The organism is Kitasatospora phosalacinea, from assembly GCF_030268885.1.
Classification (GTDB): domain Bacteria; phylum Actinomycetota; class Actinomycetes; order Streptomycetales; family Streptomycetaceae; genus Kitasatospora; species Kitasatospora phosalacinea_C.
The window spans coordinates 57,330-81,799 of record NZ_BSSA01000031.1 but is presented as its reverse complement, the minus strand read 5'-3'; the positions used below and the strand labels follow the sequence as shown (position 1 = coordinate 81,799).

The 24,470-nt window shown below is 76.2% G+C and carries 23 protein-coding genes; 12 read left to right on the top strand and 11 right to left on the bottom strand.

All coding sequences use genetic code 11. The annotated features are described in order from the left end of the window. Positions 1 to 31 precede the first annotated feature (31 nt). Together QSK52_RS32020 and QSK52_RS32015 are read left to right on the top strand one after the other, a co-directional pair. Positions 32 to 1,075, top strand: coding sequence for a zinc-dependent alcohol dehydrogenase family protein (locus QSK52_RS32020; RefSeq protein ID WP_285739734.1), 1,044 nt, complete (start codon positions 32 to 34; stop codon positions 1,073 to 1,075). Between the two features lie 23 nt (positions 1,076 to 1,098). After that, on the top strand, positions 1,099 to 1,776 hold the full coding sequence (locus QSK52_RS32015) for a helix-turn-helix domain-containing protein (RefSeq protein WP_285739758.1): 678 nt from the start codon (positions 1,099 to 1,101) through the stop codon (positions 1,774 to 1,776). Between the two features lie 21 nt (positions 1,777 to 1,797). Here QSK52_RS32015 and QSK52_RS32010 read toward each other — a convergent pair whose 3' ends face one another. Continuing rightward, the gene (locus QSK52_RS32010; RefSeq protein ID WP_285739733.1) at positions 1,798 to 2,658 is read right to left on the bottom strand and encodes a universal stress protein; all 861 of its coding nucleotides are present in this window, start codon (positions 2,656 to 2,658) and stop codon (positions 1,798 to 1,800) included. A 217-nt stretch (positions 2,659 to 2,875) separates the two neighbouring features. Between QSK52_RS32010 and QSK52_RS32005 the strand changes: the two genes are divergently transcribed. Together QSK52_RS32005 and QSK52_RS32000 are read left to right on the top strand one after the other, a co-directional pair. Continuing rightward, a complete protein-coding gene (locus QSK52_RS32005; RefSeq protein WP_285739757.1) occupies positions 2,876 to 3,292 on the top strand; it encodes a universal stress protein in 417 nt (138 codons plus the stop codon). A gap of 43 nt (positions 3,293 to 3,335) precedes the next feature. After that, entirely contained in the window at positions 3,336 to 4,010 is a 675-nt protein-coding gene (locus QSK52_RS32000; RefSeq protein WP_285739732.1) for a CBS domain-containing protein, read from the top strand. 78 nt (positions 4,011 to 4,088) lie between these two features. Here QSK52_RS32000 and QSK52_RS31995 read toward each other — a convergent pair whose 3' ends face one another. After that, positions 4,089 to 4,679 carry a dihydrofolate reductase family protein gene (locus QSK52_RS31995; protein WP_285739731.1) on the bottom strand — a complete coding sequence of 197 codons (591 nt, stop codon included), beginning with the start codon at positions 4,677 to 4,679 and terminating at the stop codon, positions 4,089 to 4,091. A 51-nt stretch (positions 4,680 to 4,730) separates the two neighbouring features. After that, positions 4,731 to 5,369, bottom strand: a complete 639-nt coding sequence (locus QSK52_RS31990; protein ID WP_352230336.1) for a PadR family transcriptional regulator — start codon at positions 5,367 to 5,369, stop codon at positions 4,731 to 4,733. 111 nt (positions 5,370 to 5,480) lie between these two features. Here QSK52_RS31990 and QSK52_RS31985 point away from each other — a divergent pair, with 111 nt between their 5' ends. Further along, positions 5,481 to 6,860 (top strand): MATE family efflux transporter, encoded by a 1,380-nt coding sequence (locus tag QSK52_RS31985; RefSeq protein ID WP_285739729.1) that lies wholly within the window; start codon positions 5,481 to 5,483, stop codon positions 6,858 to 6,860. Positions 6,861 to 6,894: 34 nt separating this feature from the next. Here the strand turns inward: QSK52_RS31985 and QSK52_RS31980 are convergent, their stop codons facing one another. The 3 genes from QSK52_RS31980 to QSK52_RS31970 all read right to left on the bottom strand — a co-directional run bounded on the left by QSK52_RS31980 (position 6,895) and on the right by QSK52_RS31970 (position 8,858). Then, on the bottom strand, positions 6,895 to 7,491 hold the full coding sequence (locus QSK52_RS31980; RefSeq protein WP_285739728.1) for a TetR/AcrR family transcriptional regulator: 597 nt from the start codon (positions 7,489 to 7,491) through the stop codon (positions 6,895 to 6,897). Beyond that, on the bottom strand, positions 7,431 to 8,198 hold the full coding sequence (locus QSK52_RS31975; RefSeq protein WP_285739727.1) for a ferric reductase-like transmembrane domain-containing protein: 768 nt from the start codon (positions 8,196 to 8,198) through the stop codon (positions 7,431 to 7,433). Before QSK52_RS31975 ends, QSK52_RS31980 begins: the two co-directional genes overlap by 61 nt. 105 nt (positions 8,199 to 8,303) lie before the next feature. Beyond that, a complete protein-coding gene (locus QSK52_RS31970; RefSeq protein WP_285739726.1) occupies positions 8,304 to 8,858 on the bottom strand; it encodes an Rv1733c family protein in 555 nt (184 codons plus the stop codon). A gap of 196 nt (positions 8,859 to 9,054) precedes the next feature. Between QSK52_RS31970 and QSK52_RS31965 the strand changes: the two genes are divergently transcribed. After that, positions 9,055 to 10,095 (top strand): zinc-binding alcohol dehydrogenase family protein, encoded by a 1,041-nt coding sequence (locus QSK52_RS31965; RefSeq protein WP_285739725.1) that lies wholly within the window; start codon positions 9,055 to 9,057, stop codon positions 10,093 to 10,095. Positions 10,096 to 10,161: 66 nt separating this feature from the next. On the opposite strand, the gene QSK52_RS31960 is transcribed toward QSK52_RS31965, so the two are convergent. Both QSK52_RS31960 and QSK52_RS31955 read right to left on the bottom strand, forming a co-directional pair. Next, positions 10,162 to 11,616: an extracellular catalytic domain type 1 short-chain-length polyhydroxyalkanoate depolymerase gene (locus QSK52_RS31960; protein ID WP_285739724.1), complete on the bottom strand. Its 1,455-nt coding sequence runs from the start codon at positions 11,614 to 11,616 to the stop codon at positions 10,162 to 10,164. Positions 11,617 to 11,925: 309 nt separating this feature from the next. After that, positions 11,926 to 13,320, bottom strand: a complete 1,395-nt coding sequence (locus QSK52_RS31955; RefSeq protein WP_285739723.1) for an MFS transporter — start codon at positions 13,318 to 13,320, stop codon at positions 11,926 to 11,928. A 314-nt stretch (positions 13,321 to 13,634) separates the two neighbouring features. On the opposite strand from QSK52_RS31955, the gene QSK52_RS31950 reads away from it, so the two are divergent. The 3 genes from QSK52_RS31950 to QSK52_RS31940 all read left to right on the top strand — a co-directional run bounded on the left by QSK52_RS31950 (position 13,635) and on the right by QSK52_RS31940 (position 17,991). Next, positions 13,635 to 14,075 (top strand): Lrp/AsnC family transcriptional regulator, encoded by a 441-nt coding sequence (locus tag QSK52_RS31950; RefSeq protein WP_285739722.1) that lies wholly within the window; start codon positions 13,635 to 13,637, stop codon positions 14,073 to 14,075. Between the two features lie 47 nt (positions 14,076 to 14,122). Beyond that, positions 14,123 to 17,197 (top strand): aminotransferase class III-fold pyridoxal phosphate-dependent enzyme, encoded by a 3,075-nt coding sequence (locus tag QSK52_RS31945; protein ID WP_285739721.1) that lies wholly within the window; start codon positions 14,123 to 14,125, stop codon positions 17,195 to 17,197. Between the two features lie 131 nt (positions 17,198 to 17,328). Beyond that, on the top strand, positions 17,329 to 17,991 hold the full coding sequence (locus QSK52_RS31940) for a Type 1 glutamine amidotransferase-like domain-containing protein (protein ID WP_285739720.1): 663 nt from the start codon (positions 17,329 to 17,331) through the stop codon (positions 17,989 to 17,991). Between the two features lie 59 nt (positions 17,992 to 18,050). On the opposite strand, the gene QSK52_RS31935 is transcribed toward QSK52_RS31940, so the two are convergent. Together QSK52_RS31935 and QSK52_RS31930 are read right to left on the bottom strand one after the other, a co-directional pair. After that, positions 18,051 to 18,599, bottom strand: coding sequence for an LURP-one-related/scramblase family protein (locus QSK52_RS31935; protein WP_285739719.1), 549 nt, complete (start codon positions 18,597 to 18,599; stop codon positions 18,051 to 18,053). Positions 18,600 to 18,887: 288 nt separating this feature from the next. Next, the gene (locus QSK52_RS31930; protein ID WP_285739718.1) at positions 18,888 to 19,142 is read right to left on the bottom strand and encodes a lipopolysaccharide assembly protein LapA domain-containing protein; all 255 of its coding nucleotides are present in this window, start codon (positions 19,140 to 19,142) and stop codon (positions 18,888 to 18,890) included. A gap of 166 nt (positions 19,143 to 19,308) precedes the next feature. Here QSK52_RS31930 and QSK52_RS31925 point away from each other — a divergent pair, with 166 nt between their 5' ends. From QSK52_RS31925 to QSK52_RS31915, 3 genes are all read left to right on the top strand, one after another. Continuing rightward, positions 19,309 to 20,433: an MFS transporter gene (locus tag QSK52_RS31925; protein ID WP_435053414.1), complete on the top strand. Its 1,125-nt coding sequence runs from the start codon at positions 19,309 to 19,311 to the stop codon at positions 20,431 to 20,433. A gap of 84 nt (positions 20,434 to 20,517) precedes the next feature. Continuing rightward, entirely contained in the window at positions 20,518 to 21,087 is a 570-nt protein-coding gene (locus QSK52_RS31920; protein ID WP_285739716.1) for a hypothetical protein, read from the top strand. Positions 21,088 to 21,204: 117 nt separating this feature from the next. Then, positions 21,205 to 22,470: an alpha/beta hydrolase family protein gene (locus QSK52_RS31915; protein ID WP_285739715.1), complete on the top strand. Its 1,266-nt coding sequence runs from the start codon at positions 21,205 to 21,207 to the stop codon at positions 22,468 to 22,470. Between the two features lie 123 nt (positions 22,471 to 22,593). Here the strand turns inward: QSK52_RS31915 and QSK52_RS31910 are convergent, their stop codons facing one another. After that, positions 22,594 to 24,108, bottom strand: coding sequence for an FAD-binding oxidoreductase (locus QSK52_RS31910; protein WP_285739714.1), 1,515 nt, complete (start codon positions 24,106 to 24,108; stop codon positions 22,594 to 22,596). Between the last annotated feature and the right edge of the window lie 362 nt (positions 24,109 to 24,470).

Below are 24,470 nucleotides of genomic sequence, written 5' to 3'. Positions count from 1 at the left end.
CGCCCGCGACCGACACGAGGATGTGAGAGCGATGCTGGCACTGACCTACCACGGGCCCGGCCGCCGCACCTGGGGCGAGGTCCCGTTCCCGGTGCTGCGCGACCCGGAGGACGCGGTCGTCCGGGTGGACGCCGTCACCGTCTGCGGCACCGACCTGCACATCCTGAAGGGCGACGTCCCCGAGGTCACCGAGGGCCGGGTGCTGGGCCACGAGGCCGTCGGCACGGTGGTCGAGACCGGCAGCGCGGTGCGCACCGTGGCGACCGGCGACCGGGTCCTGGTGTCGTGCATCTCGGCCTGCGGCCGCTGCGCGTACTGCCGCCGGAGCATGTACGGGCAGTGCACGGGCGGCGGCGGGTGGGTGCTCGGGCACCTGGTCGACGGCACCCAGGCCGAGTACGTGCGGACCCCGTTCGCCGACAACTCGCTGCACCGGCTGCCCGACACCGTCGACGACGAGACCGCGCTGCTGTTCGCCGACATCCTGCCCACCGCCTTCGAGGTCGGGGTGCGCAACGGCCGGGTGGGCCCCGGTGACACGGTGGCGGTGGTCGGCGCCGGACCGATCGGCCTGGCGGCGATCGCCACCGCCCGCCTGTACAGCCCGCGCCGGATCGTCGCCGTCGACCTGGCCGCGAACCGGCTGGAGGCCGCCGAGCGGGCCGGGGCCGACGAGGTGCTGCGCGGCGACGGCGGCACCGAGGGCGCGCTGCGCGTGCTGGGCCCGGACGGGCTGGGCGTCGACGTGGCGATCGAGGCGGTCGGCGTCCCGGACACCTTCGAGCTGTGCACCCGGGTGGTGCGCCCCGGCGGGCGGGTCGCCAACGTCGGGGTGCACGGCAGGCCCGCCGTACTGCACCTGGAGGACCTGTGGATCAAGGACGTCACCGTCACCACCGGCCTGGTCGACACCAGCAGCACGCCGCTGCTGCTCGACCTGCTCGCCGCGAAGCGGCTCGACGCGGCCGGACTGGTCACCCACCGGTTCGGCCTCGGCGAGATGCAGGAGGCGTACGACGTGTTCGCCGACGCCGCCGACACCGGGGCGCTCAAGGTCGCCCTGTTCCGGACCTGACCCAGGAGGTGGGCCCCGTGCTCATGCAGCCGTACACCGACCCGGAGACCGCGGACGCGATCGCCCGCCGGATCGCCGACCGCCGGGCCGTGCTCGGCCTCGGCCCCGGCGCACTGGCCCGCGAGGCCGGCATGTCCCGCCCGTACCTGGAGTTCCTGACCACCGCCGGGCCCGGCTTCGACCCCAACGGCTTCCTGCGGATCGCCGCCGCCCTCGGCCTCACCTACCGCGAGCTCGTCGAGGGCCTCCCCGACCGGCCCCCGGGGCAGGGCTCCCCCGCGCCCCGGCCGGTACTGGTCCGCCTCACCGAGGAGGAGTGCTGGGAGAAGGTCGACGCCCGGGGCGTGGGCCGGATCGCCCTGCCCGGCGACCCGGAACCCGCCGTCTTCCCGGTCAACTACACCGTCGACCGCGGCGCCGTCGTCTACCGCACCCACGAGGGCGGAGCCGCCGCCGCGGCGCCCGGCACCGCGGTGTCCTTCGAGGTCGACCGGATCGACGACCACCGCCACACCGGCTGGAGCGTGCTGATCACCGGGACCGCCGAGCGGATCGAGGACCACGAGACCCTCCAGCGGCTGCTGCGCGACCTGGCCGTCCAGCCCTGGGCGGGCGGGCCGCGCACGCTCTGGATCCGGATCCGGCCGACGTCCGTCAGCGGGCGCCGGATCACCAGCACGCCGTCCGGCGACGAGGGCTGAGCCCGCGCCGGGGCGCGGCGGTCAGTCGTGCGGGACGACGGCGACCGGGGCCGTGCAGTGGTGGACCGCCGCGTGGGCCACCGCGCCGAGGCGGGTGCCCAGGCGGTGCTCGCGGCGGCCGACCACGACCAGGTCGGCCCGGGCGGACGCGGCGACCAGCGCGGGCGCGGCGCCCCCGGTCCTGGTCTCGACCACCGCTTCGACGCCGGGGTGCGCCGCCCGGAGGGGCGCGAGCACCTTGAGCAGTCCGTCCCGGATCTCGGCGCCCCGGAGTTCGACGTCCTCCTGCGGCGGCACCCAGCCCGCCGCGGTCCAGAACGGGACCGCCTCCCAGCCGTGCACCGCCCGCACCCGGCCGCCGCGGCGCTCCGCCTCGGCGAACGCGAACTCCAGCACCGCCGCGGAGGACCCGCCCGCCACCCCGGCGACGACCTCGGGGCGGTCGGCACCGTCGGCGGGGACGGCGGGCGCGCCGTCCCGGACCAGGACCACCGGGGTGGTGCTGCGGGCGGCGACGGCCAGGCCGACGGAGCCCACCAGCAGTCCGGCGAAACCGCCGAGGCCGCGCGAGCCCAGCACCACGAGCCGGTGCTCCGCGGCGCGGGCGAGCAGGGCGTCGACGGGGTCGTCGGCCACCGCCTCGGTGACGACGTCCAGCCCGGGGTGGACGCCGCGCAGCCGCTCGGTGACCTCGTCCAGCTCCCGCAGGGCGCCCTGGTGGGGGGCCGCCGCGGGCCCGTCGCTGCGGGCCGAGCCGAGCCAGGGCCAGGCGTGCACGATCCGCAGCGGCACGCCCCGCAGGGTCGCCTCCGCGGCGGCCCAGCCGACCGCGGCCTCGGAGCGCGCCGATCCGTCGAACCCGGTCACGATGCCGTGCGTCATGGTCGGTCCCTCCCTTCCGGCGGTGACCCGGTGTCCCGCCGCGGTGCCATGGTGCTGCTCCCGGCGGCCGCCCCGGCAGGGCCCGATGGTCCCCCGGGTCGGCCCCAGCGGCCCTACGCCGCCGGGCGCCGCGAGGAGGAGGGTGGGGTCACCACCGGGAACGGACGGGAACCAGGGGAGGCACGCCGTGCGGGAACAGGACGCGGGAGCGCGGAGGATCGTGGTCGGGGTGGACGGGTCCCCGGCCTCCGTGGACGCGCTGCGCTGGGCGGTCGGCCAGGCGCAAGCGGTCGGGGCGGACGTCGAGGCGGTGACCGCCTGGCTGCACCCGTCCGCGCCGGGCTGGAGCGGGCACCCGGACGACGAGGAGTTCGGGGCCGGCATCGCGCGCAAGGTCCTCGACAACGCCGTCGCCGAGGTGTCCGGCTCCGGGCACCCGGTCCGGGTCGCCGCCCGGGTGGTCAAGGGCGGCGCGGTCGCGGCCCTGCTGGCGGCGGCGCGCGGCGCCGACCTGCTGGTCGTCGGCAGCCGCGGACACGGCGGCTTCACCGGGGCGCTGCTGGGCTCGGTCGGCCAGCACTGCGTCCAGCACGCGCCCTGCCCGGTCGTCGTGGTCCGCCACGACGCGCCGTGACCGGCGACCGCGCACGGACAGGAACCAGGAAAGGGGAACGACGATGCGACACCGCAGCGTGGGACAGCTGATGACCCGTCCGGTGGTGAGCGTGCGGCCCGCAACGGGCTTCAAGGAGATCGTCCGGCTGCTGACGGAGCACGACATCACGGCCGTGCCCGTGCTGGACGCCGAGGACCGGCCGGTCGGGATCGTCTCCGAGGCGGACCTGCTGCTCGGCGAGTGCGCCCGGGAGGACCCGTCCGGCCTGCTGCTCGCGCCCCGACTGACGCCCGAGCAGGCCGCCCGCAGCCGGGCCGCCACGGCGGGCGAGCTGATGAGCCGGCCCGCGCTGTGCTGCCGCCCCGAGTGGACGGTCGTCGAGGCCGCCCGCCGGATGCAGCACGCGCACCTCAAGCGCCTGCCCGTCGTCGACGAGGCCGGGCGGCTGATCGGCATCGTCAGCCGGGGCGACCTGCTGCGGGTCTTCCTGCGCCAGGACCGGGCGATCCGCGAGGAGATCCGCCACGAGGTCCTCGACCGGGCGGTGGGCCTGTCCCCGGACGCCCTCGGCGTCACGGTCGAGGACGGCCGGGTCACCCTGACCGGCACGGTGGACCGGCGCAGCCTCGCCGACGTGCTGGAACGCCTGTGCCGCAGCGTGGACGGCGTCGTGGACGTCACCGTGCTGCTCGACCACCGCGAGGACGACACCGTGCGCCCCACCGCGGGCCGCTGAACCGCCGCGGTCGGCGGTGGTCCAGCGGCCCGCAGCCGGGCGTTGCCGGACGGCCCGGTGGCCCGGCTCGCGCCGGTGTCACCGCGTCCAGCGGGTCTCGACGACGCCGCAGGCGTGGGCGGTGGCGGAGGCCGCGCGGTAGGTGCGGGTGGCCAGCCAGGGGCCGAAGACGGTGCGGCCGGTGCCGGCGAAGCCGGGGTTGGTGAAGAGTCGGAGCTCGTCGGGCAGGTCAGCGCGGAGCAGGCCGGAGGCGAGGCCCGCGCCGCCGAAGCAGACCAGGTCGCCGTCGACCGCCGCCTTCGCCCGGGCGACCAGGTCGGGCAGCTCCCCGTTGAGGACGGTGGTGCGCGGCCAGTCGCGCTCCGGCCGTCCTGCGCGGCTCGCCACGAGGACGGGCAGCGAGCCGATGGTGCGGGCGAACTCCCAGTCGGGGTCGCCGGGGTGCTGTTCGGCCGTCCGGGCCCAGTGCGCCAGGTACCCGTCGTCCGCCATGGGGCGGCTCAGCAGCAGTCCGGCGGCCCCGGCGAGCAGCTGGTTGAAGGAGGCGCGCAGGTCCGCGCTCCAGGGCCAGTCGGGCCCCCAGTTCCACTGCTGCCAGGCGGCGCCGGGCACGCTGCTGTCGACGAAACCGTCGATGGAGGTCTGCATCGCCAGGATCAGGCGGCTCATCGGGTGTGGTCCTCTCGTGGTGGGCGGTGCGCGGTCGGCGCCCGCCCGGGGTCACCGGTCCCGGCTGGGCGAACGGTCGGGCGAGCGGTCGGGATCGGGCGAGCGGTCGGGGTGGGCCGACCGGCCGGGGTGGGCCGACCGGCCGGGGTGGGCCGACCGGCCGGGGGCGGCTTCGAGGGCGTCGATGGTGGCGGTGAGCCAGTCGCGTTCGGCCGCGCTGGAGGCGCGGGCGACGAGGAGCATGCCGCGGCGGAACGGGTTGGGTTCGGCCTCGGCGGTGACCGGGGCGCCGTCGGCGTCGTGGAAGAAGCTGCTGGGGGTCTCCAGGAAGTGCAGGCGGCGGCGGAGCACCGCGGCCTGGGCGGCCGGGTCGGGGAGGAGGTCGAGGAAGGCGGCGACGGTGAAGAACCGCATCTGGTCGCTGATCTCGGCGTCGCTCGGCTCGGCGAGGCGCCGGAGCAGTTCGGCGCGGCCGGCGTCGGTGAGTTCGAGGACTTGGCGCGGGGCGGGCCCGGAGCCCGGTTCGGTGCGGCGCAGCAGCAGGCCGGCCTTCTCCAGCCGGGTGAGCGCGGGGTAGAGGGCGCCGTCGCTGACCGGCCGGACGTGCCCGGTGAGGCGCTGGATCTGCGATTTGAGCTGGTAGCCGTGCAGGGGTTGCTGGTGCAGGAAGCCGAGGACGGTGAGGGTCAACAAGCGTGCGGCCTTTCCGTGTTGTGCACCCGGTCGATTGATGCTACCTCTTGTCGTGCTACCTCGATTCGAGGTAGCACGACAAGAGGTAGCGGGTTCGAGGGGGGCGTTGTGCGGGGGAACGGACACCTGCGGCGGCTGGCCGCACTGGCGGGGCCGGTCTACGGCGAGCTGCTGTCCGGCGTGGTCGCGTCGATCATCAGCACGTTCTGGGTGGCCGGGCTGGGCGGCCCGGCGGTCGCGGCCGTCACGCTCGCCGGGTCGGTCGAGAACCTGCTGCTGGGCCTGGTCCTGACGGTCTGTTCCGGAACGAGCCAACTGCTCTCCCACGCGCTCGGGGCCCGCGACGGACACCTGGCCGGACGCACCGCCCGCGCCGCCTGGACGCTGTGCGCCGTGGCGGCCCCGGCCCTGGCCGCCGCGGGGTACCTGCTGCGCGAACCGCTCGCCCGCACGTTCCTCAACGGCCCGGCGGCCGCCCTCGCCGCGGGCTACCTGGCGATCGCCTTCCCCGGGTTCGTCGTCTACTTCGCCCAGCGCGTGGCGGACGACCTCTTCAAGGGCGCGGGCGACACCCGCACCCCGATGCGGATCGCCCTGCTGTCCAACGTGCTGCTGCTCGGGCTCGACCCGCTGCTGATCCGCGGCTGCGGCCCCGTCCCCGGGCTCGGCGTCGAGGGGGCGGCGCTGGCACTGGTCGCCTCCCGCACCGCCGCGCTCGCGGTCACCGCGGTGCTGCGGCGGCGCCACCGGCTGGCCGCCCCGCCCGGCGGCACCGCCCGGACGGCGCGGCGACTGCTCGCCCAGGGGCTGCCGTTCGGCCTCGACTTCACCTCCCGGATGGCGGTCGGAACGGTGCAGCTGGCCCTCGTCGCGGACTTCGGCGTGGCGGCCGTCGCCGGGTACGGCATCGGCTACCGGGTGCTGCTGGTCGTGACGATGGCCTTCTACGCCGTCCGCCAGGCCGCGGCCATCGAGGCGGCCCGCCTGTCGGGCGCCGCCGAGCACGGCCGGCTGCCGGCCCTCGGGCGTGACACCGCGCTGCTCGCCGGGGCGCTGGGCACCGCCGCCGCGCTGCTGTGCGCCGCGCTCGCGGGGCCGGTCACCGCCCTGTTCACCGACGAGCCCGCCGTCGCGGCGCAGGCCGTCGGCTTCCTGCGGCTGTGCGGCCCCTACCTGCTCCCGTACGCCCTGGTCGTCGCGCTGGGCGGGTTCCACCAGGGCAGCGGCCGGGGCCGGGGCGTCGTCGGCGCGACCTTCCTCGGCCTCGGCGTCCAGCTCGGCGCGGCCTTCGCGCTCGCCCGGGCGGTCGGCGTCGAGGGGATCTGGGCCGCCATGGCGCTCGGCGCGCTCGTGCAGCTGCTCCTGCTGCAGCGGCCGGACCTGCGCCGTCGGCGCCCGCGCGCAGCGGCGGCCGACGGGCAGCCGGGCCCGGACGCGCCGGAACACCGGGACGGGCCCCGACCGACCACGGCCCCGGCCCGCCCGTGACCCTCCCCGCACCGCCCTGCCGGGCGGCTCCGCCCTAGGCCCTCTCGTCCGGCGGGGTCAGGCCGTGGTGCAGGAGGGCGAGGGCGCGGTCGGCGACGCGGGTGGGGTCGGCGCCATGTTCGACGGCGGTCATGGCGGCCTGGACGGTGCCGCCGACGAGTTGGGCGGTCAGTTCGGGGGCGTCGACTCCGCCGGTCAGTTCGGCGACCGCGGCCTGGAGGGGGGCGTGGTGCCGGTGGTGGAGTTCGTGGACGCGGGCCAGGCACTCGGGCGGGAGGTCGGCCTGCAGGAGCGCCTTGGCGGGGCGGTGGGCACCCCGGGCGGCGAGCAGGAGTTCGGTGCGGACGAAGGCGTCGAGGCGGGCGGCGGGGTCGTGGACGTCGGCGAGGGCCTCGGCGGTGGCGGTGTCGGCGGCGGTGAACGCCTCCTCGACGACGGCGGCCAGCAGGGCCGCGGCGGAGGGGAAGTACTGGTAGAAGCTGGAGCGGGCGAGCCCGGCGCGGGCGCCGACCGCGGCCGGGGTGACGGCGGCGGCGCCCTGGTCGACGAGGACGTCGACGGCGGCCCGGATCAGCGCGGCGCGTTGCTGGGCACGGTGCTCGGCGACGGTGGCGGCGTTGATCTTCGGCATGCGGCGGGGGTGTACTTGACGGCGTTCGTCAGCAGGTTGGCGACGGCGATCTCCAGCAGCCCGAGGTTGCCCTCCGGGGGGCCGGGTCCAGTGAGGTCTCCGGCCGGAGACGCTCCGACGGAGAACTCGTGCGCGAACGCCAGCCCTGCGGCCGGGTGGACCAGCAGGTGGAGGTGGCACCAGGTCTCGTAGCGCAGTCTGCGGCGCACGGCCCGCGCCGAGAGGGCCCCGACGAGCACGAGCGGGCCGAGGCAGGTGGCGGCGAGCAGCACGTCCGGGGAGTGGAGCAGGACGGTGCCCGCTTCGGCGAGCGGACCCGTCCCCGACTGCCGGGCGTGGCCGAGGACCACCGGCGCGGCGTGCGTCGCGGCGAGGAGCACGGTGTACTCGCCGAGCGCACGGTGCCGGCGGGCCACCACGTCCGACCCGACCCGGTTCTCCAGCCACGGGATCCGCGCCGTCAACGCGACCAGGACCGGGAGGAGGTAGGCGGCCGGCAGGCCGGACAGCCGGCCGGCGGCGGCGAGCGCGTCACCGCTGCCCCGGAGCGCGCCGGGGATGGTGTCCTGCCACCAGGCCGCCGGCACGGCCGGCTCCCCGGCCCAGGCGACCAGGAGGGCCGCGGCGGACCACAGCCGGGCCGCCACGGGCGGGCGCGGGGAGCCGAGGGCTCCGTGGCGGGCCCGGTGCGAAGGGGGTGCGCTCATGGTGGACCCGGGGCTCCCGTCACTGTGCGGGGGTCTTTCCGCCCCGCTGTCCCCGTTCGCGCACAACGGGCCGGTGACACGGGCAGGGCGCTCCGACGGGACACGTCAGCTCGGCTGGCGGCGGGTCCAGCGGGGTTCGACCTGCTGCCACTCCGCGTCCCAGCGGGCGTAGCGGCGGCGGTCGAGGACGTACAGCGCGCCCTTCCAGGTGAGGGTGGCGGCGAGCGGCAGGGCGGTGGCGGTGACCAGGGCGGCGGTCCAGGCCGCCGCGGTGGCCTGGCCCGCGTCGGCGGGCCGGTGGACGACCGTGCCGTTCGCGTCCAGCCAGATCCGCACCGCGGCACCGGCGTGCTGCCCGGAGTCCACCTGGACGGTGGCCCGGTGCGGGGTGCCGTCGGTGGTCCACTCGACCGCGGCCGGGACGGTGGGGGTGTCGAGCCCGGCCGCGACGTCCTCGGTGAGCCGCGCGGTCACCGGGTGGCGGGCCGCGGCCTGGGCCCGGACGATCCGGGCCTGCTCGTGCTGGACGGCCAGGCCGACGGCGAGCGCCGCCGGGAGGCCCGCGACCGCGAGTGCCAGCAGGAGCCGGGACAGCCACCACTGGACGCGGTCGCTGCCCCGCCTGAGCGGGTTCTTCCGTTGCCGCGGATGTGCGCGCACGGCGTCCGCCTCCTCACCGGTCGGCCGATGCTCCCCCTGCTCCCAGCCTCCCGGGAGCGCGGTGGCCGCACATGGTCCGAACGGCCCTTCTCCGCCCGGCGACCGGCCCGACCGCCGCTGCGACGACCGTCCCCGCTCGGCCCCGGGCACGGACGGGAGCACGCTGGTGGGAGGGGCCGGTGGAACGGAGCGCACGATGGACGACGAGGAACCCCCCTTCGCGGAGGACGGCGCCTGGGTGGTGGCCCGCCCGGGCCCGGTGGGTGCGGACGGCGGGCCCGGGCCGCTGGTGCCGGAGCGACGTGCGCCGTCCGCCCCGGGCCCGGGGGAGGTCCTGGTGGAGGTGGAGGCGTGCGGCGTGTGCCGCACCGACCTGCACCTCGCCGAGGGCGACCTCCCGCCGCGGCTGCCGCGCTGCACGCCGGGCCACGAGGTGGTGGGGCGGGTGACGGCGGTCGGGGCGGGGGTGACGGACTTCGCGGTCGGCGACCGGGCCGGGGTGGCCTGGCTCGCGGGGGTGTGCGGACGGTGCCGGTACTGCCGCGGCGGGCGGGAGAACCTGTGCCCGTCCTCCACGTACACCGGCTGGGACCGGCACGGCGGCTACGCACGGTACGTGACCGCCGACGCCCGCTTCGCCTACCTGCTGCCCGAGGGGCCGCCCGCCGAGGAGCTCGCGCCGCTGCTGTGCGCCGGGATCATCGGCTACCGGGCCCTGCAACGGGCCGACCTGCCCGACGGCGGGCTGCTCGGCCTCTACGGCTTCGGCGCCTCCGCGCACCTGACCGCCCAGCTCGCCGCGGCCCGGGGCGCCCGGCTGGCCGTGTTCACCCGGGGTGCGGCCGCCCGCGACCTGGCGCGGGAGCTCGGCGCGGGCTTCGTCGGCGACTCGTACGACCCGCCGCCCGAACCGCTGGACGCCGCGATCCTGTTCGCCCCCGCGGGCGAACTCGTCCCGGTCGCGCTGGCCGCGCTGGACCGCGGCGGGACCCTCGCGGTGGCGGGCATCCACCTCACCGACGTGCCCGCCCTGAACTACCGGCAGCACCTCTTCCAGGAACGGACGCTGCGCAGCGTCACCGCCAACACCCGCGCCGACGGGCGCGCGTTCCTGGCCGAGGCCGCCCGGGTCCGGCCGGTGGTGCGGGTCAACCGCTACCCGATGCGGCGCGCGGACGCGGCGCTCGCGGACCTCGCCGCGGACCGGGTGACCGGCGTCGCGGTCCTCGTCCGGTAGCCGTGGGTCCGGCCCCGCCCCGTCCGAGGGGGGACGGGGCGGGGCCGGGGGCTGCCTGATGAGGGGTCAGCAGCCGCTGTCGGAGATCACGTAGTAGCCGTCCGCGGTCTCCTTGAGGGTGTGGGTGACGAACAGGTTGTACAGGCCCATGTTCTGGTTGGAGCCGTTGGCGTAGGTGTAGCCGCCGCTGGTGTGGGCGCGGCCCGCGGTGACCTGGGCGTAGTTGCTGGCGGTGAAGCACTGCGGGGTGTACGGCGCCGCGGTGGTGGTGGCGGTGACGGCGGCGGACCGCGCGCCGACCGTCCCGGAGGAGTCGACCGCCGCCACCGTGTACGAGTAGCCGGTGCCCGCGCTCAGCCCCGAGTCGGTGTACGAAGTCCCCGCCGCACCACCGACCTTCACCCCGCCCCGGTACACGTCGTACGAGACCGCCCCACCGACCGCCGACCACCCCAGCGTCACGGTCGTGTCGGTGGTGGAGCTGACGGCGAGACCGGTCGGGGCCGGGAGCGCGGTGGTCCCGCCGGAGCCATCGAGGCCCCAGAACGCGGCGGTGTAGTAGCTGGAGCAGATGGTGTCGAGGTAGTACGAGCCGGTGGAGCCGCACTGGCCGGTGCCGGAGCCCGGGTCGACGGCCAGGCCGTGGCCCATGCCGGAGATCGAGTACAGCTGGACGGCGGGCCGGCCGTTGGCGTCGTCGTAGCTGGTCAGCGTGGTGCCGCCGGGGAGGGACCGGGTGCTGGAGGCGGTCTGCGAGAGGCCCCAGGCGTTGGTCCACTGGTCGCGCAGCTCGGTGCCGTTGACGGGGTAGACCGTGTAGTCGGAGCTGCCCTGCCAGATCGCCACCCGCGGGTAGGGGCCGGTGTAGCCGGGGTACGAGTTGCGGACCTTGTCGCCCCACTGCGCGGCCGAGAGGTTCATGCTGCCGTACTGGCAACTGCTGGCGCCGTTCTGGCTGGTGGCGCACTGCGCGGGCAGGCCGGAGGCGATGGAGCCGCCCGCGAAGACGTCCGGGTAGTCGGCGAGCAGGTTGGCGGCCTGGCCGCCGCCCGCGGACAGGCCGGTGACGTAGACCCGGCTGGTGTCGCTGCCGTACTGGGCGACGGCCTTGTCGACCATCTGCTTGATCGAGAGCGCCTCGCCCTTGCCGCGGGTGCTCTGCGCGGGGTCGAACCAGCGGAAGCAGCTGAGCGAGTTGTTGGACGAGCCGGTCTGCGGGTAGACCACCGCGAACTTGTCCTGGTCGGCGAACTGCGCCCAGCCGGAGTGGGCGTGGTAGTCGGAGGCGCTCTGCGAGCAGCCGTGCAGGGCGACCACCAGCGGGCGGCCGGTGGGCAGGCCGTCGGGCGCGTAGGCGTACATCGCGAGGTTGCCGGGGTTGCTGCCGAAGCTGCTGATCTGGGTGAGGCCCGCGGCGGAGGCGGTGGGGGCGCCGACCGTCAGCAGTCCGGCCGCGAGCGCGAGGGCTGCGGTGGCGGCGGGGATCCAGCGCCTGGTGCGGGAGGTGCCGAGCAGAGTCATGGGGGGGCTCCTGGGTGGGGGACGGCATGACCTCGGGCTCCGCCGGGCGGCCCGGACGGGTGGGGACGTCGGGGCCGGTGCGGCGGGCCGTGGCGTGAATCATGCGTCCCCCGGCAGGGCGCGGTAATGGCTGCGGAGTCCACCCCCGGACCGGCCGCCATGTGCGGACGCGCCATGGTCACCGGCCCGGGGGGCACGGCGGGGCAGGGAGGACGGCGGGCAGGGACCCGTCGCACCGGCCCCTGCCCACCGGACGCACCGCCTGACGCACCGCCGGACGAACCGCCGGACGCACCGCCGGACGGCGGGTCACACCCCGCTGGTGGCCCGCTCCTCCCGGGGCTGCTGCTCCAGGTCGGCGAGGTCGCGGCCGCGGGTCTCCCGGGCGCACAGGACGGCGACCAGGGTGACCACGGCGGCGAGGGTGACGTACAGCGAGATCGGGGTGGAGCTGCCGTAGTCCTTCAGCAGTGCGGTGGCGATCAGCGGGGCGGGCGCACCCGCCGCGACGGAGGCGAACTGGGCGCCGATCGAGGCGCCGGAGTAGCGCATCCGGGTCGCGAACATCTCGGAGAAGAACGCGGCCTGCGGGGCGTACATGGCGCTGTGGAAGACCAGGCCGACGGTGATCGCCAGCAGGATCGCCGGGAACGACCTGGTGTCCAGCAGCCCGAAGAAGGCCCACGCCCACACGCCGACGCCCGCCGCCCCGGCCAGGTAGACCGGCTTGCGGCCGACCCTGTCGGAGAGCGCGCCGAACAGCGGGATCAGCGCGAACTGCACGGCGGAGGCGATCAGGACGGCGTTCAGCGCCGTCTGCTTGTCCAGCTTCAGGTGCCCGACGCAGTACGCCAGCACGAAGGTGGTCAGCACGTAGTACGAGATGTTCTCGGCCATCCGGGCGCCCATCGCGACCAGCACCTCGCGCCAGTGGTGGCGCAGCACGGCCAGCAGCGGGGGCTGTTCGGCCTTCTCCCGCTCGGCCCGCTGCTCGGCCTTGCGCGCCTCGGCCCTGGCGAGGGCCTCCTTGAAGACCGGCGACTCGTCGACGGCGAGGCGGATCCACAGGCCGACCATCACCAGCACCGCGGAGAGCAGGAACGGGACGCGCCAGCCCCAGGCGAGGAACTGCTCGTCGCTCTGCACGAAGGTCATCAGGTCGAGCACGCCGACCGCGAGCAGGTTCCCGGCCGGGGCGCCGCCCTGCGGCCAGGACGCCCAGAAGCCGCGGCGCTTCGGGTCGCCGTGCTCGGAGACCAGCAGCACCGCGCCGCCCCACTCGCCGCCGAGGGCGAAGCCCTGCACCAGGCGCAGGAAGGTCAGCAGCAGCGGCGCCGCGACGCCGATGCTGTCGTAGCTCGGGACGCAGCCGATCAGCGCGGTCGCGCCGCCCATCAGCAGCAGGCTCAGCACCAGCAGCTTCTTGCGGCCGATCCGGTCGCCGTAGTGGCCGAACACCAGGGCGCCGAGCGGGCGGGCGGCGAAGCCGATCGCATAGGTGAGGAAGGAGAGCAGGGTGCCGGTCAGCGGGTCGGCCTTGGGGAAGAACACGTGGCCGAAGACCAGGGCGGCCGCCGAGCCGTACAGGAAGTAGTCGTACCACTCGATGGTGGTGCCGATCAGCGAGGCGGCGACGACGCGGCGCAGGGCCGCCGGCCGGGGTGCGGGGGGCGCGCCGTTGCCGGCGGGGGTGGGGCTGGCCATGGGTCACCGTTTCCGGAGGAGTGAGGGATGTCGCCACACCGTAGGAACGGGTAGGGGGCGAGCCTATGTGGGAGGGGTCCACAGTTCCGCGGGCGGGGGTGTGGGTGCCGCCCACGTGCGGGCGACCCGGCGCGCGGTTCGCCCGGCGGACGGCCCGGCGCGGCGACGCGGGCCGAGCTACCGCCGCCGTGACGCTCGATCCGCTCGCCGCTGCACTCGATTCGAGCGTCGAGCGCTTGATTCGAGCGTCCGGGTCGGGCATTGTGCTCCCCACGGCCTTCCGGATTGCCGTTCCGACAGCGAAGAGGTGTGCCATGGACGAGATCGACCGCGCCATCCTGCGGGAGCTGCAGGTGGACGGCCGGATCCCCTACGCCGAGCTGGGCCCGAAGGTGGGCCTGTCACCGTCCGCGGCGCGGCTGCGGCTGCAGCGCCTGGTCGACGCCAAGGAGGTGCAGGTGGTCGGGGTGACCGACCCGATGGCGATGGGCCACCGGGCGATGGCGCTGCTCGGCCTGCACGTCGACGGCGACCCGCGGGCGGTGGCCGACGCGCTCGCCCGGCACGACGAGGTGGTGTACACGGTGCTGACCGCAGGCACCTTCGACCTGTTCGTCGAGGTGGTCTGCGCCCGCCCGGCCGACCTGCTGGACTTCGTCAACGACGTGGTCCGGGCCGTCGAGGGCGTCACCGCCGTGGAGAACTTCCCCTACTTCGCGATCCACACCCACCGCTTCCTCTGGCACACCGACTGAACCGGCCCGCCCTCCGCCCCGCCCCTCTCCACCCGAGGACCCCCGCCATGCCGCACGCCGACCACCGCACCGTCGACTTCTTCGCCCGGGAGGCCCTGCCCGCCCCGCGGACCACCCCGGCCGAGGCCGAGCTCCTCGCCGTCCGGCTCCTGGGGACCGCGGCCCGGGCGGAGGCCCTGGGCAGCCAGCAGGACGCCAACTTCCTGCTGCGGGACGGCGACGGGGCGGCCCTCGCGGTGCTGAAGGTCGCCAACCCGGCGTTCGGCCCGACGGAGGTCGAGGCGCAGGACGCCGCCGCGGACCTGGTCGCCGCCGCCCACCCCGGCCTGCGGGTCGCCACCGTGCTGCGCCGCCCCGACGGCACCCCGCGCCGGGCGGTGGTGGAGTCCGGGAGCGGCCCGGCCGTCGCCCGGCTGCTGCGCCACCTGCCCGGCGGGACGCTGTCCGGGCCCCGCCACCTCTCCCCCCGCACGGTCGCGGCGATGGGCACGGTCGCCGCCCGGGTCAGCACCGCCCTGCGCGACTTCCGGCACCCGGGTCTGGAGCGCGTCCTGCAGTGGGACCTGCGGCACGCGGACCGGGTGGTCGAGCGGCTCGCCGGGCACGTCGCCGAGCCCGAGCGGCGGGCGGCCGTCCTGGCGGCCACCGCCGGGGCGTGGTCGCGCGTCCGGGCGGTGGCCGCGACCCTGCCGGTGCAGGCGGTGCACCTGGACCTGACCGACGACAACCTGGTCCGCCGCCCCGACAGTCCGCTGCCGGTGCCCGACGGGGTCATCGACTTCGGTGACCTGACCGCGAGTTGGGCGGTGAGCGAGCTCGCCGTGACGCTCTCCTCGCTGCTCCACCACGACGGGGTCGAACCGCACCACGTGCTGCCCGCCGTCCGGGCCTTCCACGCGCTGCGGCCGCTGTCCGCCGAGGAGGCGGCGGCGCTGTGGCCGCTGGTCGTGCTGCGCGCGGCCGGGCTGGTGGTGAGCGGACGGCAGCAGGCCGCCGTCGACGCGGACAACGCCTACGCCACCGGCGCGCTGGAGCGCGAGTGGCGGATCTTCGAGCAGGCCACCCGCCTGCCGCTGCCGGTGATGACCCACCTGGTCGCGGACGCCGCGGGGTACGCCGCCCCGCCGACCGCCGCCGCCCCGCCCGCGCACCCCCTGCTGCGCGGCCTCACCCCCGACCGCTTCGCCCTGCTCGACCTGGCCACCGAATCCGACGCGATGGACGGCGGGGCCTGGCTCGGGGCGGGCGCACCGGACACCGACGCGACGGGCACCGACGCACCGGACACCGGGGCACCGGACACCGGGGCACCGGACACCGACGCGACGGGCACCGGGGCGGACACGACGGTCACCGGGGTCGAGCGGCGGGCGGCCGCGGCCGTACTGGCCGGTGGCGCGGCCGTCGCCCGCACCCCGTACGGGCGGGCCCGGCTCTCCCGGACGCCGGTGCTCCGCACCGTCTCCCCCGCCACCGTCGCCACCGGGGTCGACCTGTGGCCGGGCGCGGAGCTGGTGGCGCAGGCGCCCGGCGCCGCCTCGGTGCTGACCGCCGCGCCCGGACTGCTCGAACTCGCCCACGACGGACGGGTGCTGGTGCTGGAGTTCGACGCCGCGACCCGGCCGTCGGTGTCGGCCGGGGCCGGGCTGCACGGCGGCGAGGAACTGGTCCGCCTCCCGGCCGGGTCCCCGGCCCGGCTGGCCCTGCGCGCGGCCGACGGCCCGGCCGTCCCGGCCCTGGTGCGCCCCGAGTACGCGGCCGGCTGGCTGCCGCTGACCGCCGACCCCGCCCCGCTGCTGGGGTTGGACGCGGTCGCCACCGACCGCACCGGGCGGGCCGACCTGCTGGCCCGGCGCGCCGCCGTGTTCGCCACCGTGCAGGAGCACTACTACGCCGAACCGCCCCGGATCGAACGGGGTTGGCGCCACCACCTGGTGTCCACCGACGGCCGCGCCTACCTCGACATCGTCAACAACGTGACCCCGCTGGGCCACGCCCACCCGGGCGTCGAGCGGGCGGTGGCACGGCAGTTGCGGCGGCTGAACACCAACTCGCGCTTCCACTACGCCTCGGTGGTGGAGTTCACCGAGCGCCTGGCCGCGCTGCTGCCCGACCCGCTGGACACCGTCTTCCTGGTCAACTCCGGCTCCGAGGCGGTGGACCTGGGCCTGCGGCTGGCCGTCGGCGCCTCCGGCCGACCGGACGTCGTCGCCGTGCGCGAGGCGTACCACGGCTGGACGTACGCCTCCGACGCGGTCTCCACCTCCCTGCAGGACAACCCGAACGCCCTGGCCACCCGCCCGAGTTGGGTCCACACGGTGGACTCCCCCAACCCGTACCGGGGCCGCCACCGGGGCGCGGACGCGGTCCGCTACGCGCCCGAGGCGGTCGCGGTGGTGGACGCCCTGGCCGCCGCCGGGCGCCCGGCGGGGGCGTTCGTCAGCGAGACGTTCTACGGCAACGCGGGCGGCGTCGCGCTGCCCGACGGCTACCTCGCCCAGGTGTACGCGGCGGTCCGGCGGCACGGCGGGCTGGCCGTCGCCGACGAGGTGCAGGCGGGCTACGGCCGGCTGGGCGAGTGGTTCTGGGGCTTCGAGCAGCAGCGGGTCGTCCCCGACGTGGTCTGCGTGGCCAAGGCGATGGGCAACGGCCACCCGCTCGGCGCCGTGGTCACCACCCGGGAGATCGCCGAACGCTACCGCGACCAGGGCTACTTCTTCTCCTCCACCGGCGGCAGCCCGGTCTCCAGCGCCGTCGGCCTCGCCGTCCTCGACGCCCTGCGCGACGAGGACCTGCAGGGCAACGCGGTGCGGGTCGGCGGCCACCTGAAGCGGCGGCTGCGGGCGCTCGCCGACCGGTACCGGATCGTCGGCGCCGTGCACGGCTCCGGGCTCTACCTCGGCCTCGAACTCGTCCGCGACCGGGCCACCCTGGAGCCCGCCACCGAGGAGACCGCCGAACTCTGCGACCGGATGCTCGACCTCGGCGTGGTCGTCCAGCCCACCGGCGACCACCTCAACGTCCTGAAGATCAAGCCGCCGCTGTGCCTGGACACCGCGGCCGCCGACTTCTTCGCCGACACCCTCGACCTGGCGCTGGCCCAACTCGGCCACGGCGCCTGACTCCTGCGCCCCGCACCGGCTCCCGCGTGCCACACTGGTGCCGGCCCGGCCCGGCTCTGCCCGGTCCTGCCCGGCCCGGTCAGACGCCCCGCCCCGCCCCGCAGGAACGACCACCCCGTACGGGAGGCACCGTGAAACTGCTCCTCACCTCCGCCGGGGTGAAGAACCCCGGCATCCGGCAGGCCCTGGTCGACCTGCTGGGCAAGCCCGTCGAGGAGGCCGACGCCCTGTGCATCCCCACCGCGGGCTACGGGCACCCCATGGGGAGCCCGGCCGGGGCCTGGCGCTTCGTCACCGGGCGTTCCAGCACCCCGATGTGCGAGCTCGGCTGGCGGTCCATGGGCGTCCTGGAGCTCACCGCCCTGCCCAGCATCGGCGCGGAGCGCTGGCTGCCCTGGGTCCGGCAGGCCGACGTGCTGCTCGCCAACGGCGGTGACGCGCTGTACCTGTGCCACTGGATGCGGCAGTCCGGCCTGGCGGAGCTGGTCCCCACCCTGCCCGAGAAGGTCTGGGTGGGGCTCAGCGCCGGCAGCATGGTGATGACGCCCCGCATCGGGGCGGAGTTCGTCGAGTGGCGGTCGCCCACCGGCACCGACGAGACCCTGGGCCTCGTCGACTTCTCCCTCTTCCCGCACCTGGGCCACCCGGCCCTGCCGGAGAACTCCACGGCCGACGCCGAGCGCTGGGCGGCCGCCCTGCCGAACCCGGCCTACGCCATCGACGACGAGACCGCCGTCAAGGTGGTCGACGGAGTGGTCGAGGTCGTCTCCGAGGGCCGCTGGCTCCGGTTCTGAGCGGCCGTTCCGAGTGGCCGTTCCGAGCGGCCGTTCCGGGCAGCCGCCGCCCGGGGGCGTCAGTCGCCGGGGTGCGTCATCGCGTCGATGGCGATCGCGGCGGCGAGCACGGTGGCGTGGTCGGCGTCGGGGCCGACCTCCAGGCCGTAGGTGTCGCGCAGGCGGAACCACTTCTTCGACACCTCGGCGACCTTCCGGCCGTCGCGTTCGATCGTGTACTCGTGGTCGAGCACGTTGCCGTGGACGGCGAGGTCGGGGCCGTCGGCCTGCTCGATGTGCCAGCGGTCGCGGAGCGGGTTGACCAGGGCCTTCTTGACCAGGGCGATCCGCTTGCCGTCGGCGTCCTCGATCTCCATCGTGTCCTTGATCCGCAGCGCCCGGCCCTGGACGGTGGCGACCCGGTGGCCGGAGCGGTCCTCGATGTGGAAGGTCTTGCGCAGGCGCAGCGCCTTGCCGTCGACCTTGTAGACGTGGTCGCCGGAGTCGTCGTCGATCCAGTAGTCGTCGCCGACGGCGAGGACCTTCTGCCTCATCTGGTAGCGGGTGACCCCGTCCCCGTGGTCGAAAGCCCGGTTGGCCTGTCGGCGGGCCCGGCGTTCCTCGAACATCCCGGCGTCCTCTCCTCGCGGTCCGGCGGCGGGCGCCGCCCCGCTGCCGGGTGCGCCGTCCGTGGGCCCTTCGTACCGCCGTCCGGGCGGGGGCGCATCTTTTCCGGGGCGGGCGGGCGGGAGGTGGGCGGGGCGTGCCGGCCGGGATCGCCTTCACGGCGCTCGCCGCGTGCTGGGTGTCGGCGACCCGGCTGCGGGCGGAGCGGGAGCCGGTGGACGTCCGGGCGGGCCGACGGCGGGCCGCGGCGCCGGGGCGGCCGCGGCGGTGCCCGTCGCCGGGTGAGGCGCTCAGCCCCTGGGCCGTCGGCGGGCCAGCAGCCAGCCGAGGGCGACGCCGACCAGCAGGGTGACCAGCAGCACCAGCCACAGCGGCAGCGTGACGGTGGGGATCCACAGCCGGATCTTCACGGAGGCGGTGTTCACGGCGATGAACCAGATCGCCAGCACACCGAGCAGCAGGAACGCGATGGTCCGCATGCGCACGTTGCGGCCGCCGACGGTGACCGAGGCCGGTCGGTCCGCACTGCTCGTCTTGTCAGCCATACGGCCCATTATGTGATGGTTCGCCCGCATCGGCCCGCCGACCTCCGGGCCCCCGTCCGCCCCCGGCGCGCCGCTTCCCCCGCTCCGGCGCACTGCCTACGGTGGGGAGGTGAGCGATCGTCGAAGCGGCGGGTACCTGGGGGCGGCGGCCGCGTTCGCCGTCTGCATGACCGGCACCACGCTGCCCACCCCGCTGTACGGGCTGTACCAGGAGCGGATCGGGTTCTCCGAGCTGATGGTGACGGTGGTGTTCGCCGTCTACGCGCTCGGGGTGATCGGTGTGCTGCTGCTGTTCGGGAACGTCTCGGACGCGGTGGGGCGGCGGCCGGTGCTGCTGATCGGGCTGGTGTGCGGGGCGGCCAGCGCGGTGGCGTTCCTCGCCGAGCAGGGCCTGGCCTGGCTGTTCGCGGGCCGCCTGCTGTCGGGCTTCGCGGCGGGCCTGTTCACCGGCACCGCCACCGCGTACGTCCTGGAGCTGGCCCCGCCCGGGCACAGGGGCCGGGCGGGTTTCGCCGCGACCGCCGCCAACATGGGCGGCCTGGGCTGCGGGCCGCTGCTGGCCGGGCTGCTGGCCCAGTACGCGGCGCGGCCGCTGACCCTGCCGTTCGTCGTCCACCTGGTGCTGCTGGCGCTGTCCTTCGCGGTGGTGCGCGCCCTGCCGGAGAGCGTGCCCGGGGCGCGTCCGCTGCGCACCGCGCGGCCGCGGCGGCCGTCGCTGCCCGCCGAGGTGCGCGGGGTGTTCGTGCCCGCGGCGGTCGCCGCGTTCGCCGGGTTCTCGCTGCTGGGGGTGTTCACCTCGGTGACGCCCGCGTTCCTGGCCGAGGAGGTGGGCGTGCACGACCACGCGGTGGTCGGCCTGGTCGTGGCCTCGGCGTTCTTCGCCTCCACCGGCGGCCAGCTGCTGGTGCCGAAGCTGGGCGCGCGGCGGGCGCTCCCGCTGGGCTGCCTGGTGCTGATCGGCGGCCTGGGCCTGCTCGCCCTCTCGCTGGCCACCGACGCCCTCGCCCCGCTCGTCCTGGCCGCCCTGGTCGGCGGCGCCGGGCAGGGCATGGCGCTGCGCGGCGCGGTCGGCGAGGTCGCGGCGGCCGCGCCCGAGGCCCACCGAGGCGGCGTGCTGTCACTGCTGTTCGTGGTCGCCTACCTGGGCATCTCGATCCCGGTGGTCGGCGTGGGCCTGCTGGACGGCCCGCTCGGCCTGCCGGAGGCGGGCCTGGTCTTCACCGCCTGCATGGCCGTGCTGGCCGCCGTCTCCGGCGCCTTCCTGCTGCGCCGGGCCCGGGCCGGGGGCTGACCGCCCGCCGGTCGTGGACCTTCCCCCGGCCCGCCGTCCCGTGGTAGGTGTGCCGCACCAGCACGCACCCGAAGGAGCGCGACCATGCCGTTGGCCGGCCGGACGACGGACCCGGGTTCCGAGCACCTGTTCATGCTCTGCTGGGGCGTCGCCGCGTTCACGATCGGTTGCTTCCTCGCCTTCAACCTCCGGGGCGTGGTGGACCGGTTCGTCGGCTTCCTGGCGGCCCAACAGGCGCAGTCGGGCCGGACGGCGCCGCCGCGGGGGACCTCCGCCTTCCGGGTGGTCGGAACGGTGTTCGTCCTGATGGGTGGGGGCCTCGCGGTGCTCGGCGCGGCCGGGGTGTTCTCCGTGGACGCCGGATCCCTGTTCACCCGGAACCGGGACCTCGGGGCGCTGACCCTGCTCCTCCCGTTCCTCGGCCTGCTCGCACTGGCCGGGTTCTGGCACCGCCGCGGCCCGCTGCGCGCCGCCTGGGCCACCGGCCGCGCGGTGCTCCGCTTCGCCGCCGCCCTGTACTGCCTCGCCGTCCTCGCCCTGGCCGCCTGCCTCACCCTGGGCCTGTTCACCCTGGGCGCCTTCGTCCTCGCCCTGACCGTGGTCACCGCCGCGATCACCCTGCTCTCCCTGCCCCGGCGGGGCCCCGCCACCTGATCGAGCGTCATACTCCGGTAGCAACCCGCCGATTGGCTCCGCAGTACGACGCGGGCCGCCCGTTCGCCCCCGTACGGTGGGGCCCGTCAACAGGCACCGGACACGAGGGGACTTCCGATGACGGGCAAGCGCGGACGGATCGGGGCGGCTCTGCTGCTCGCGGCACTGGCGGCGACGGCGGCCCTGCCGGCCCCGGCGGCGTCGGCCGAAACCGGCACCCGGCAGGCCACCGCACAACTCCCGCCGCCCAGCGGGCCGTTCGCGATCGGCACGACAGCGCTGCGGATCGCCGACGACTCCCGCCCCGATCCGTGGACGGCCGGGCGGACCCGTGAGCTGATGGTGAGCATCTGGTACCCGGCCGTCCGCTCCGCCGACGGCCCGCGCACCCCGTACATGACGGCGGCCGCCGGGGCCCACTTCGGCGGGCCGGACGGCGTCGGGCTGATCAACTACGCCGTGACGCCCGGCAGCACGGACTGGTCGTCGATCCGCACCCACGCCCGGACGGACGCCCCGGTGCTGCCCGGCGGCCCGCGCCCGGTCGTGCTGTACTCGGCCGGGCTGGGCGACCCGCGCACCTGGGGGACCGCGCTGGTCGAGGACCTGGCCTCCCGCGGGTACGTGGTGGTGACCGTCGACCACACCTACGAGGCGTCCGAAGTCGACTTCCCCGACGGCGGGTTGGCGACCTCGGTGCTGCCCGGCATGCTCGGCGACCCGGACCTCGACATCGGCGCGGTGCTGCGCAGGTCGATGGACGCCCGGGTCGCCGACACCCGCCTCGTCCTGGACCGGCTCGCCTGCCTCGGCGACCGTCCCGGCCTGCCCGCCGGACTCGCCGCCGCGCTCGACCTCGGCCGGATCGGCATGGCCGGGCACTCCGCGGGCGGCTTCACCGCCCTGCAGGCCATGCACGACGACCCGCGGATCGCCGCCGCGATCGACCTCGACGGCCAACTGCACTTCCCCGGCCCCGACGGGCAGAGCGGCGTCTTCCTCCCCAGCGTCGCCGAGGACGGCCTCGACCGCCCCTTCCTCCTGATGGGCACCCGCAGCCCCGACTCCGGCTCCTACCACCGGCAGCCCGGCTGGGACGCCCTGTGGCGGCACAGCACCGGCTGGCACGCCGACGTCACCCTCGAAGGCTCCCGCCACGGCTCCTACACCGACGCCGCCACCCTCCTCCCCCAACTCGCCCGCCAGGGCGCCCTCTCCCCCACCGACCTCCGCTCCGAGGTCGGCGACCTCCCGCCCGCCCGCACCGAAGCCGCCACCCGCGCCTACGTCGCCTCCTTCTTCGACCGCTGGCTGCGCGGCCACGACGACCACCTGCTGGACGGGCCCTCGGCGCGCTTCCCCGAGATGACCTACGAACGCTGACGAACCTTCGGCAGGAGCGCGTGTTCAGGGGCTCGGGGAACGGCGGGTCCGAGCTGCCGGCGGCCGGAGCCCACCGGAGGTCCGTGCTGCTGCGTGCCGTGACAGCACCCGGAGCAACGCCGCTCAGGCCGCCGTCACCGACTGCGGGAAGGCGAACACCCCGTCCGGGTCGTACCGCCGGGCCACCCGCTGCAGCCGCGGCAGGTTCTCGCCGTAGTAGGCGCGCCCCCAGTCCGGCAGCGTCGCGTCGATGTAGTTGACGTACGCGCCGCGGGCGCCGAGCCGGGCGAGGCCGTCGCGGACCTCGTCGACGGTGGCACGGACCCGGTCCTCGGTGGCGGGGGTGGCGCCCGCGTAGACCTGGGCGCTGGCGAGCGAGCCGCGGTGCGGGAAGGCCGTCGCGTCGGGGGCGTACTCGCCGACCGCGCCGCCGAGCGAGTCGAGCAGCAGGTCGACGCCGGTGCGGCCGGTCATCAGCTCGGTGAGCCGGGCCGGGTCGACCGGGCCGGGGCCGAACATCCGGGAGACCGCGACGAACCCGGTGCGGGTGAGCCGCCCGCCCTCCCAGGTGGGGTGGCACTGGGCGACGGTGTCGTTGGCGCACCCGGCCATGAACTTCATCGCGGCCAGGTAGTCCTTGGCGGCGACGGTGCGCCCGGTGGGCGTCGTGCCGGCCAGTCGCACCAGGCGGTCGATCTGCTGGTTCGCGCCGGACGGGTCGCCGACCCAGCAGCCGACGATCCGGCAGGTCGGCGGGTTGCCGCCGGAGACCTGGCAGCTGGCCCACAGCTCGGGCGGCGCGTCGGCGACCCACTGCTGCCAGCCGCCGAGCACCTGGGCGACGGACCCGGCGGGGAACGGCAGGATGAGGACGGTCAGGCCGGGCGCGGGAGGGGTGTCGAAGGTGAAGCGGGTGACCACGCCGAAGTTGCCGCCCCCGCCGCCGCGCAGCGCCCAGTGCAGGCCGTCCTCGTGCTCGGCGTCGGCGGTGCGCACGCAGGAGTCGGCGGTGACGACCTCGGCGGCGTCCAGCCGGTCGCAGGTGAGGCCGTACTTGCGGGCCAGGACGCCGATGCCGCCGCCGAGGGTGAGTCCGCCGATGCCGACGGTCGGGCAGCTCCCGCCGGGCAGCAGCCGTCCGGCCGCGGCCAGGCCCGCGTACACCTCGATCAGCCGGGCGCCCGCGCCGACCTCGGCCCTGCCGTCGGGGCGGACCCGGACGGTGTTCATCGCGCGCAGGTCGATCACCAGGCCGCGGTCGGGGACGCTGTAGCCGAGGTAGCTGTGGCCGCCGCTGCGGGCGGCGATCGGGATGCCGTGGCCGCGGGCCACGTCCAGGCAGGCCCGGACGTCGTCGGCGGTGGCGCACTTGGCGACCGCGCCCGGGAGCTGGCCGTCGTTCAGTTCGTTGAAGCCGAGCCGGGCCGTCCCGTAGCCGGGGTCGGCGGGCAGCACCAGCCGGTCGCCGAGGCGCTGCCGCAGCGCCTGCCAGTCCGGCGGCGCGGCCCGCCAGCCGCGCTGCCGGGGCGGGAACGCCTCCACCGCACCGGGCCCGCCCCGGGCCCGGGCCGGGGACGCACCCGCCATCAACCCCACCCCCACTGCTGTGCCGACGGCCAGGAAACGACGACGGTCCATTGTCACGACGCACCTTTCTCCCCCGCACCGGGCGCACGGAGGCTCTGGGCCGATCGTCACGCCCCGCCCCGCCCGCGCCCGGCTGCGGCCCGCCGGAGTGCGTCCGATGGCGCAGCGCACACCGGCGCGCACCGGACGGCACACCGGACCGCGCACGCCCGCCCCGGCCGTCCTGCTGTTCGATTTCGGGGTCCGCACCGCCCGGCGGCCGCTCCGAAGCTCCCCGTCGCCACGGGCCGCACCCGCGCCCCACCGGCGCTCCACACCGCCCCACCGGCGCTTCACACCGCCCCGGAGAACCCGTGCGCCGCCGAACGCCTCCGAACCGTGACCTGACAGGACGTCAATTGGCGCTCCGGTGT

What these genes read in the sequence shown, in the direction of transcription:
- QSK52_RS31935 (WP_285739719.1), bottom strand. Translation starts at nt 18,599, where the DNA reads ATGTTCGAGGAACGCCGGGCCCGCCGACAGGCCAACCGGGCTTTCGAC.
- QSK52_RS31975 (WP_285739727.1), bottom strand. Translation starts at nt 8,198, where the DNA reads ATGAGCGCACCCCCTTCGCACCGGGCCCGCCACGGAGCCCTCGGCTCC.
- QSK52_RS32010 (WP_285739733.1), bottom strand. Translation starts at nt 2,658, where the DNA reads ATGACGCACGGCATCGTGACCGGGTTCGACGGATCGGCGCGCTCCGAG.
- QSK52_RS31915 (WP_285739715.1), top strand. Translation starts at nt 21,205, where the DNA reads ATGACGGGCAAGCGCGGACGGATCGGGGCGGCTCTGCTGCTCGCGGCA.
- QSK52_RS31930 (WP_285739718.1), bottom strand. Translation starts at nt 19,142, where the DNA reads ATGGCTGACAAGACGAGCAGTGCGGACCGACCGGCCTCGGTCACCGTC.
- QSK52_RS31995 (WP_285739731.1), bottom strand. Translation starts at nt 4,679, where the DNA reads ATGAGCCGCCTGATCCTGGCGATGCAGACCTCCATCGACGGTTTCGTC.
- QSK52_RS31965 (WP_285739725.1), top strand. Translation starts at nt 9,055, where the DNA reads ATGGACGACGAGGAACCCCCCTTCGCGGAGGACGGCGCCTGGGTGGTG.
- QSK52_RS31960 (WP_285739724.1), bottom strand. Translation starts at nt 11,616, where the DNA reads ATGACTCTGCTCGGCACCTCCCGCACCAGGCGCTGGATCCCCGCCGCC.
- QSK52_RS31980 (WP_285739728.1), bottom strand. Translation starts at nt 7,491, where the DNA reads ATGCCGAAGATCAACGCCGCCACCGTCGCCGAGCACCGTGCCCAGCAA.
- QSK52_RS31950 (WP_285739722.1), top strand. Translation starts at nt 13,635, where the DNA reads ATGGACGAGATCGACCGCGCCATCCTGCGGGAGCTGCAGGTGGACGGC.
- QSK52_RS31910 (WP_285739714.1), bottom strand. Translation starts at nt 24,108, where the DNA reads ATGGACCGTCGTCGTTTCCTGGCCGTCGGCACAGCAGTGGGGGTGGGG.
- QSK52_RS32020 (WP_285739734.1), top strand. Translation starts at nt 32, where the DNA reads ATGCTGGCACTGACCTACCACGGGCCCGGCCGCCGCACCTGGGGCGAG.
- QSK52_RS31925 (WP_435053414.1), top strand. Translation starts at nt 19,309, where the DNA reads ATGACCGGCACCACGCTGCCCACCCCGCTGTACGGGCTGTACCAGGAG.
- QSK52_RS31955 (WP_285739723.1), bottom strand. Translation starts at nt 13,320, where the DNA reads ATGGCCAGCCCCACCCCCGCCGGCAACGGCGCGCCCCCCGCACCCCGG.
- QSK52_RS31920 (WP_285739716.1), top strand. Translation starts at nt 20,518, where the DNA reads ATGCCGTTGGCCGGCCGGACGACGGACCCGGGTTCCGAGCACCTGTTC.
- QSK52_RS31945 (WP_285739721.1), top strand. Translation starts at nt 14,123, where the DNA reads ATGCCGCACGCCGACCACCGCACCGTCGACTTCTTCGCCCGGGAGGCC.
- QSK52_RS32015 (WP_285739758.1), top strand. Translation starts at nt 1,099, where the DNA reads ATGCAGCCGTACACCGACCCGGAGACCGCGGACGCGATCGCCCGCCGG.
- QSK52_RS32000 (WP_285739732.1), top strand. Translation starts at nt 3,336, where the DNA reads ATGCGACACCGCAGCGTGGGACAGCTGATGACCCGTCCGGTGGTGAGC.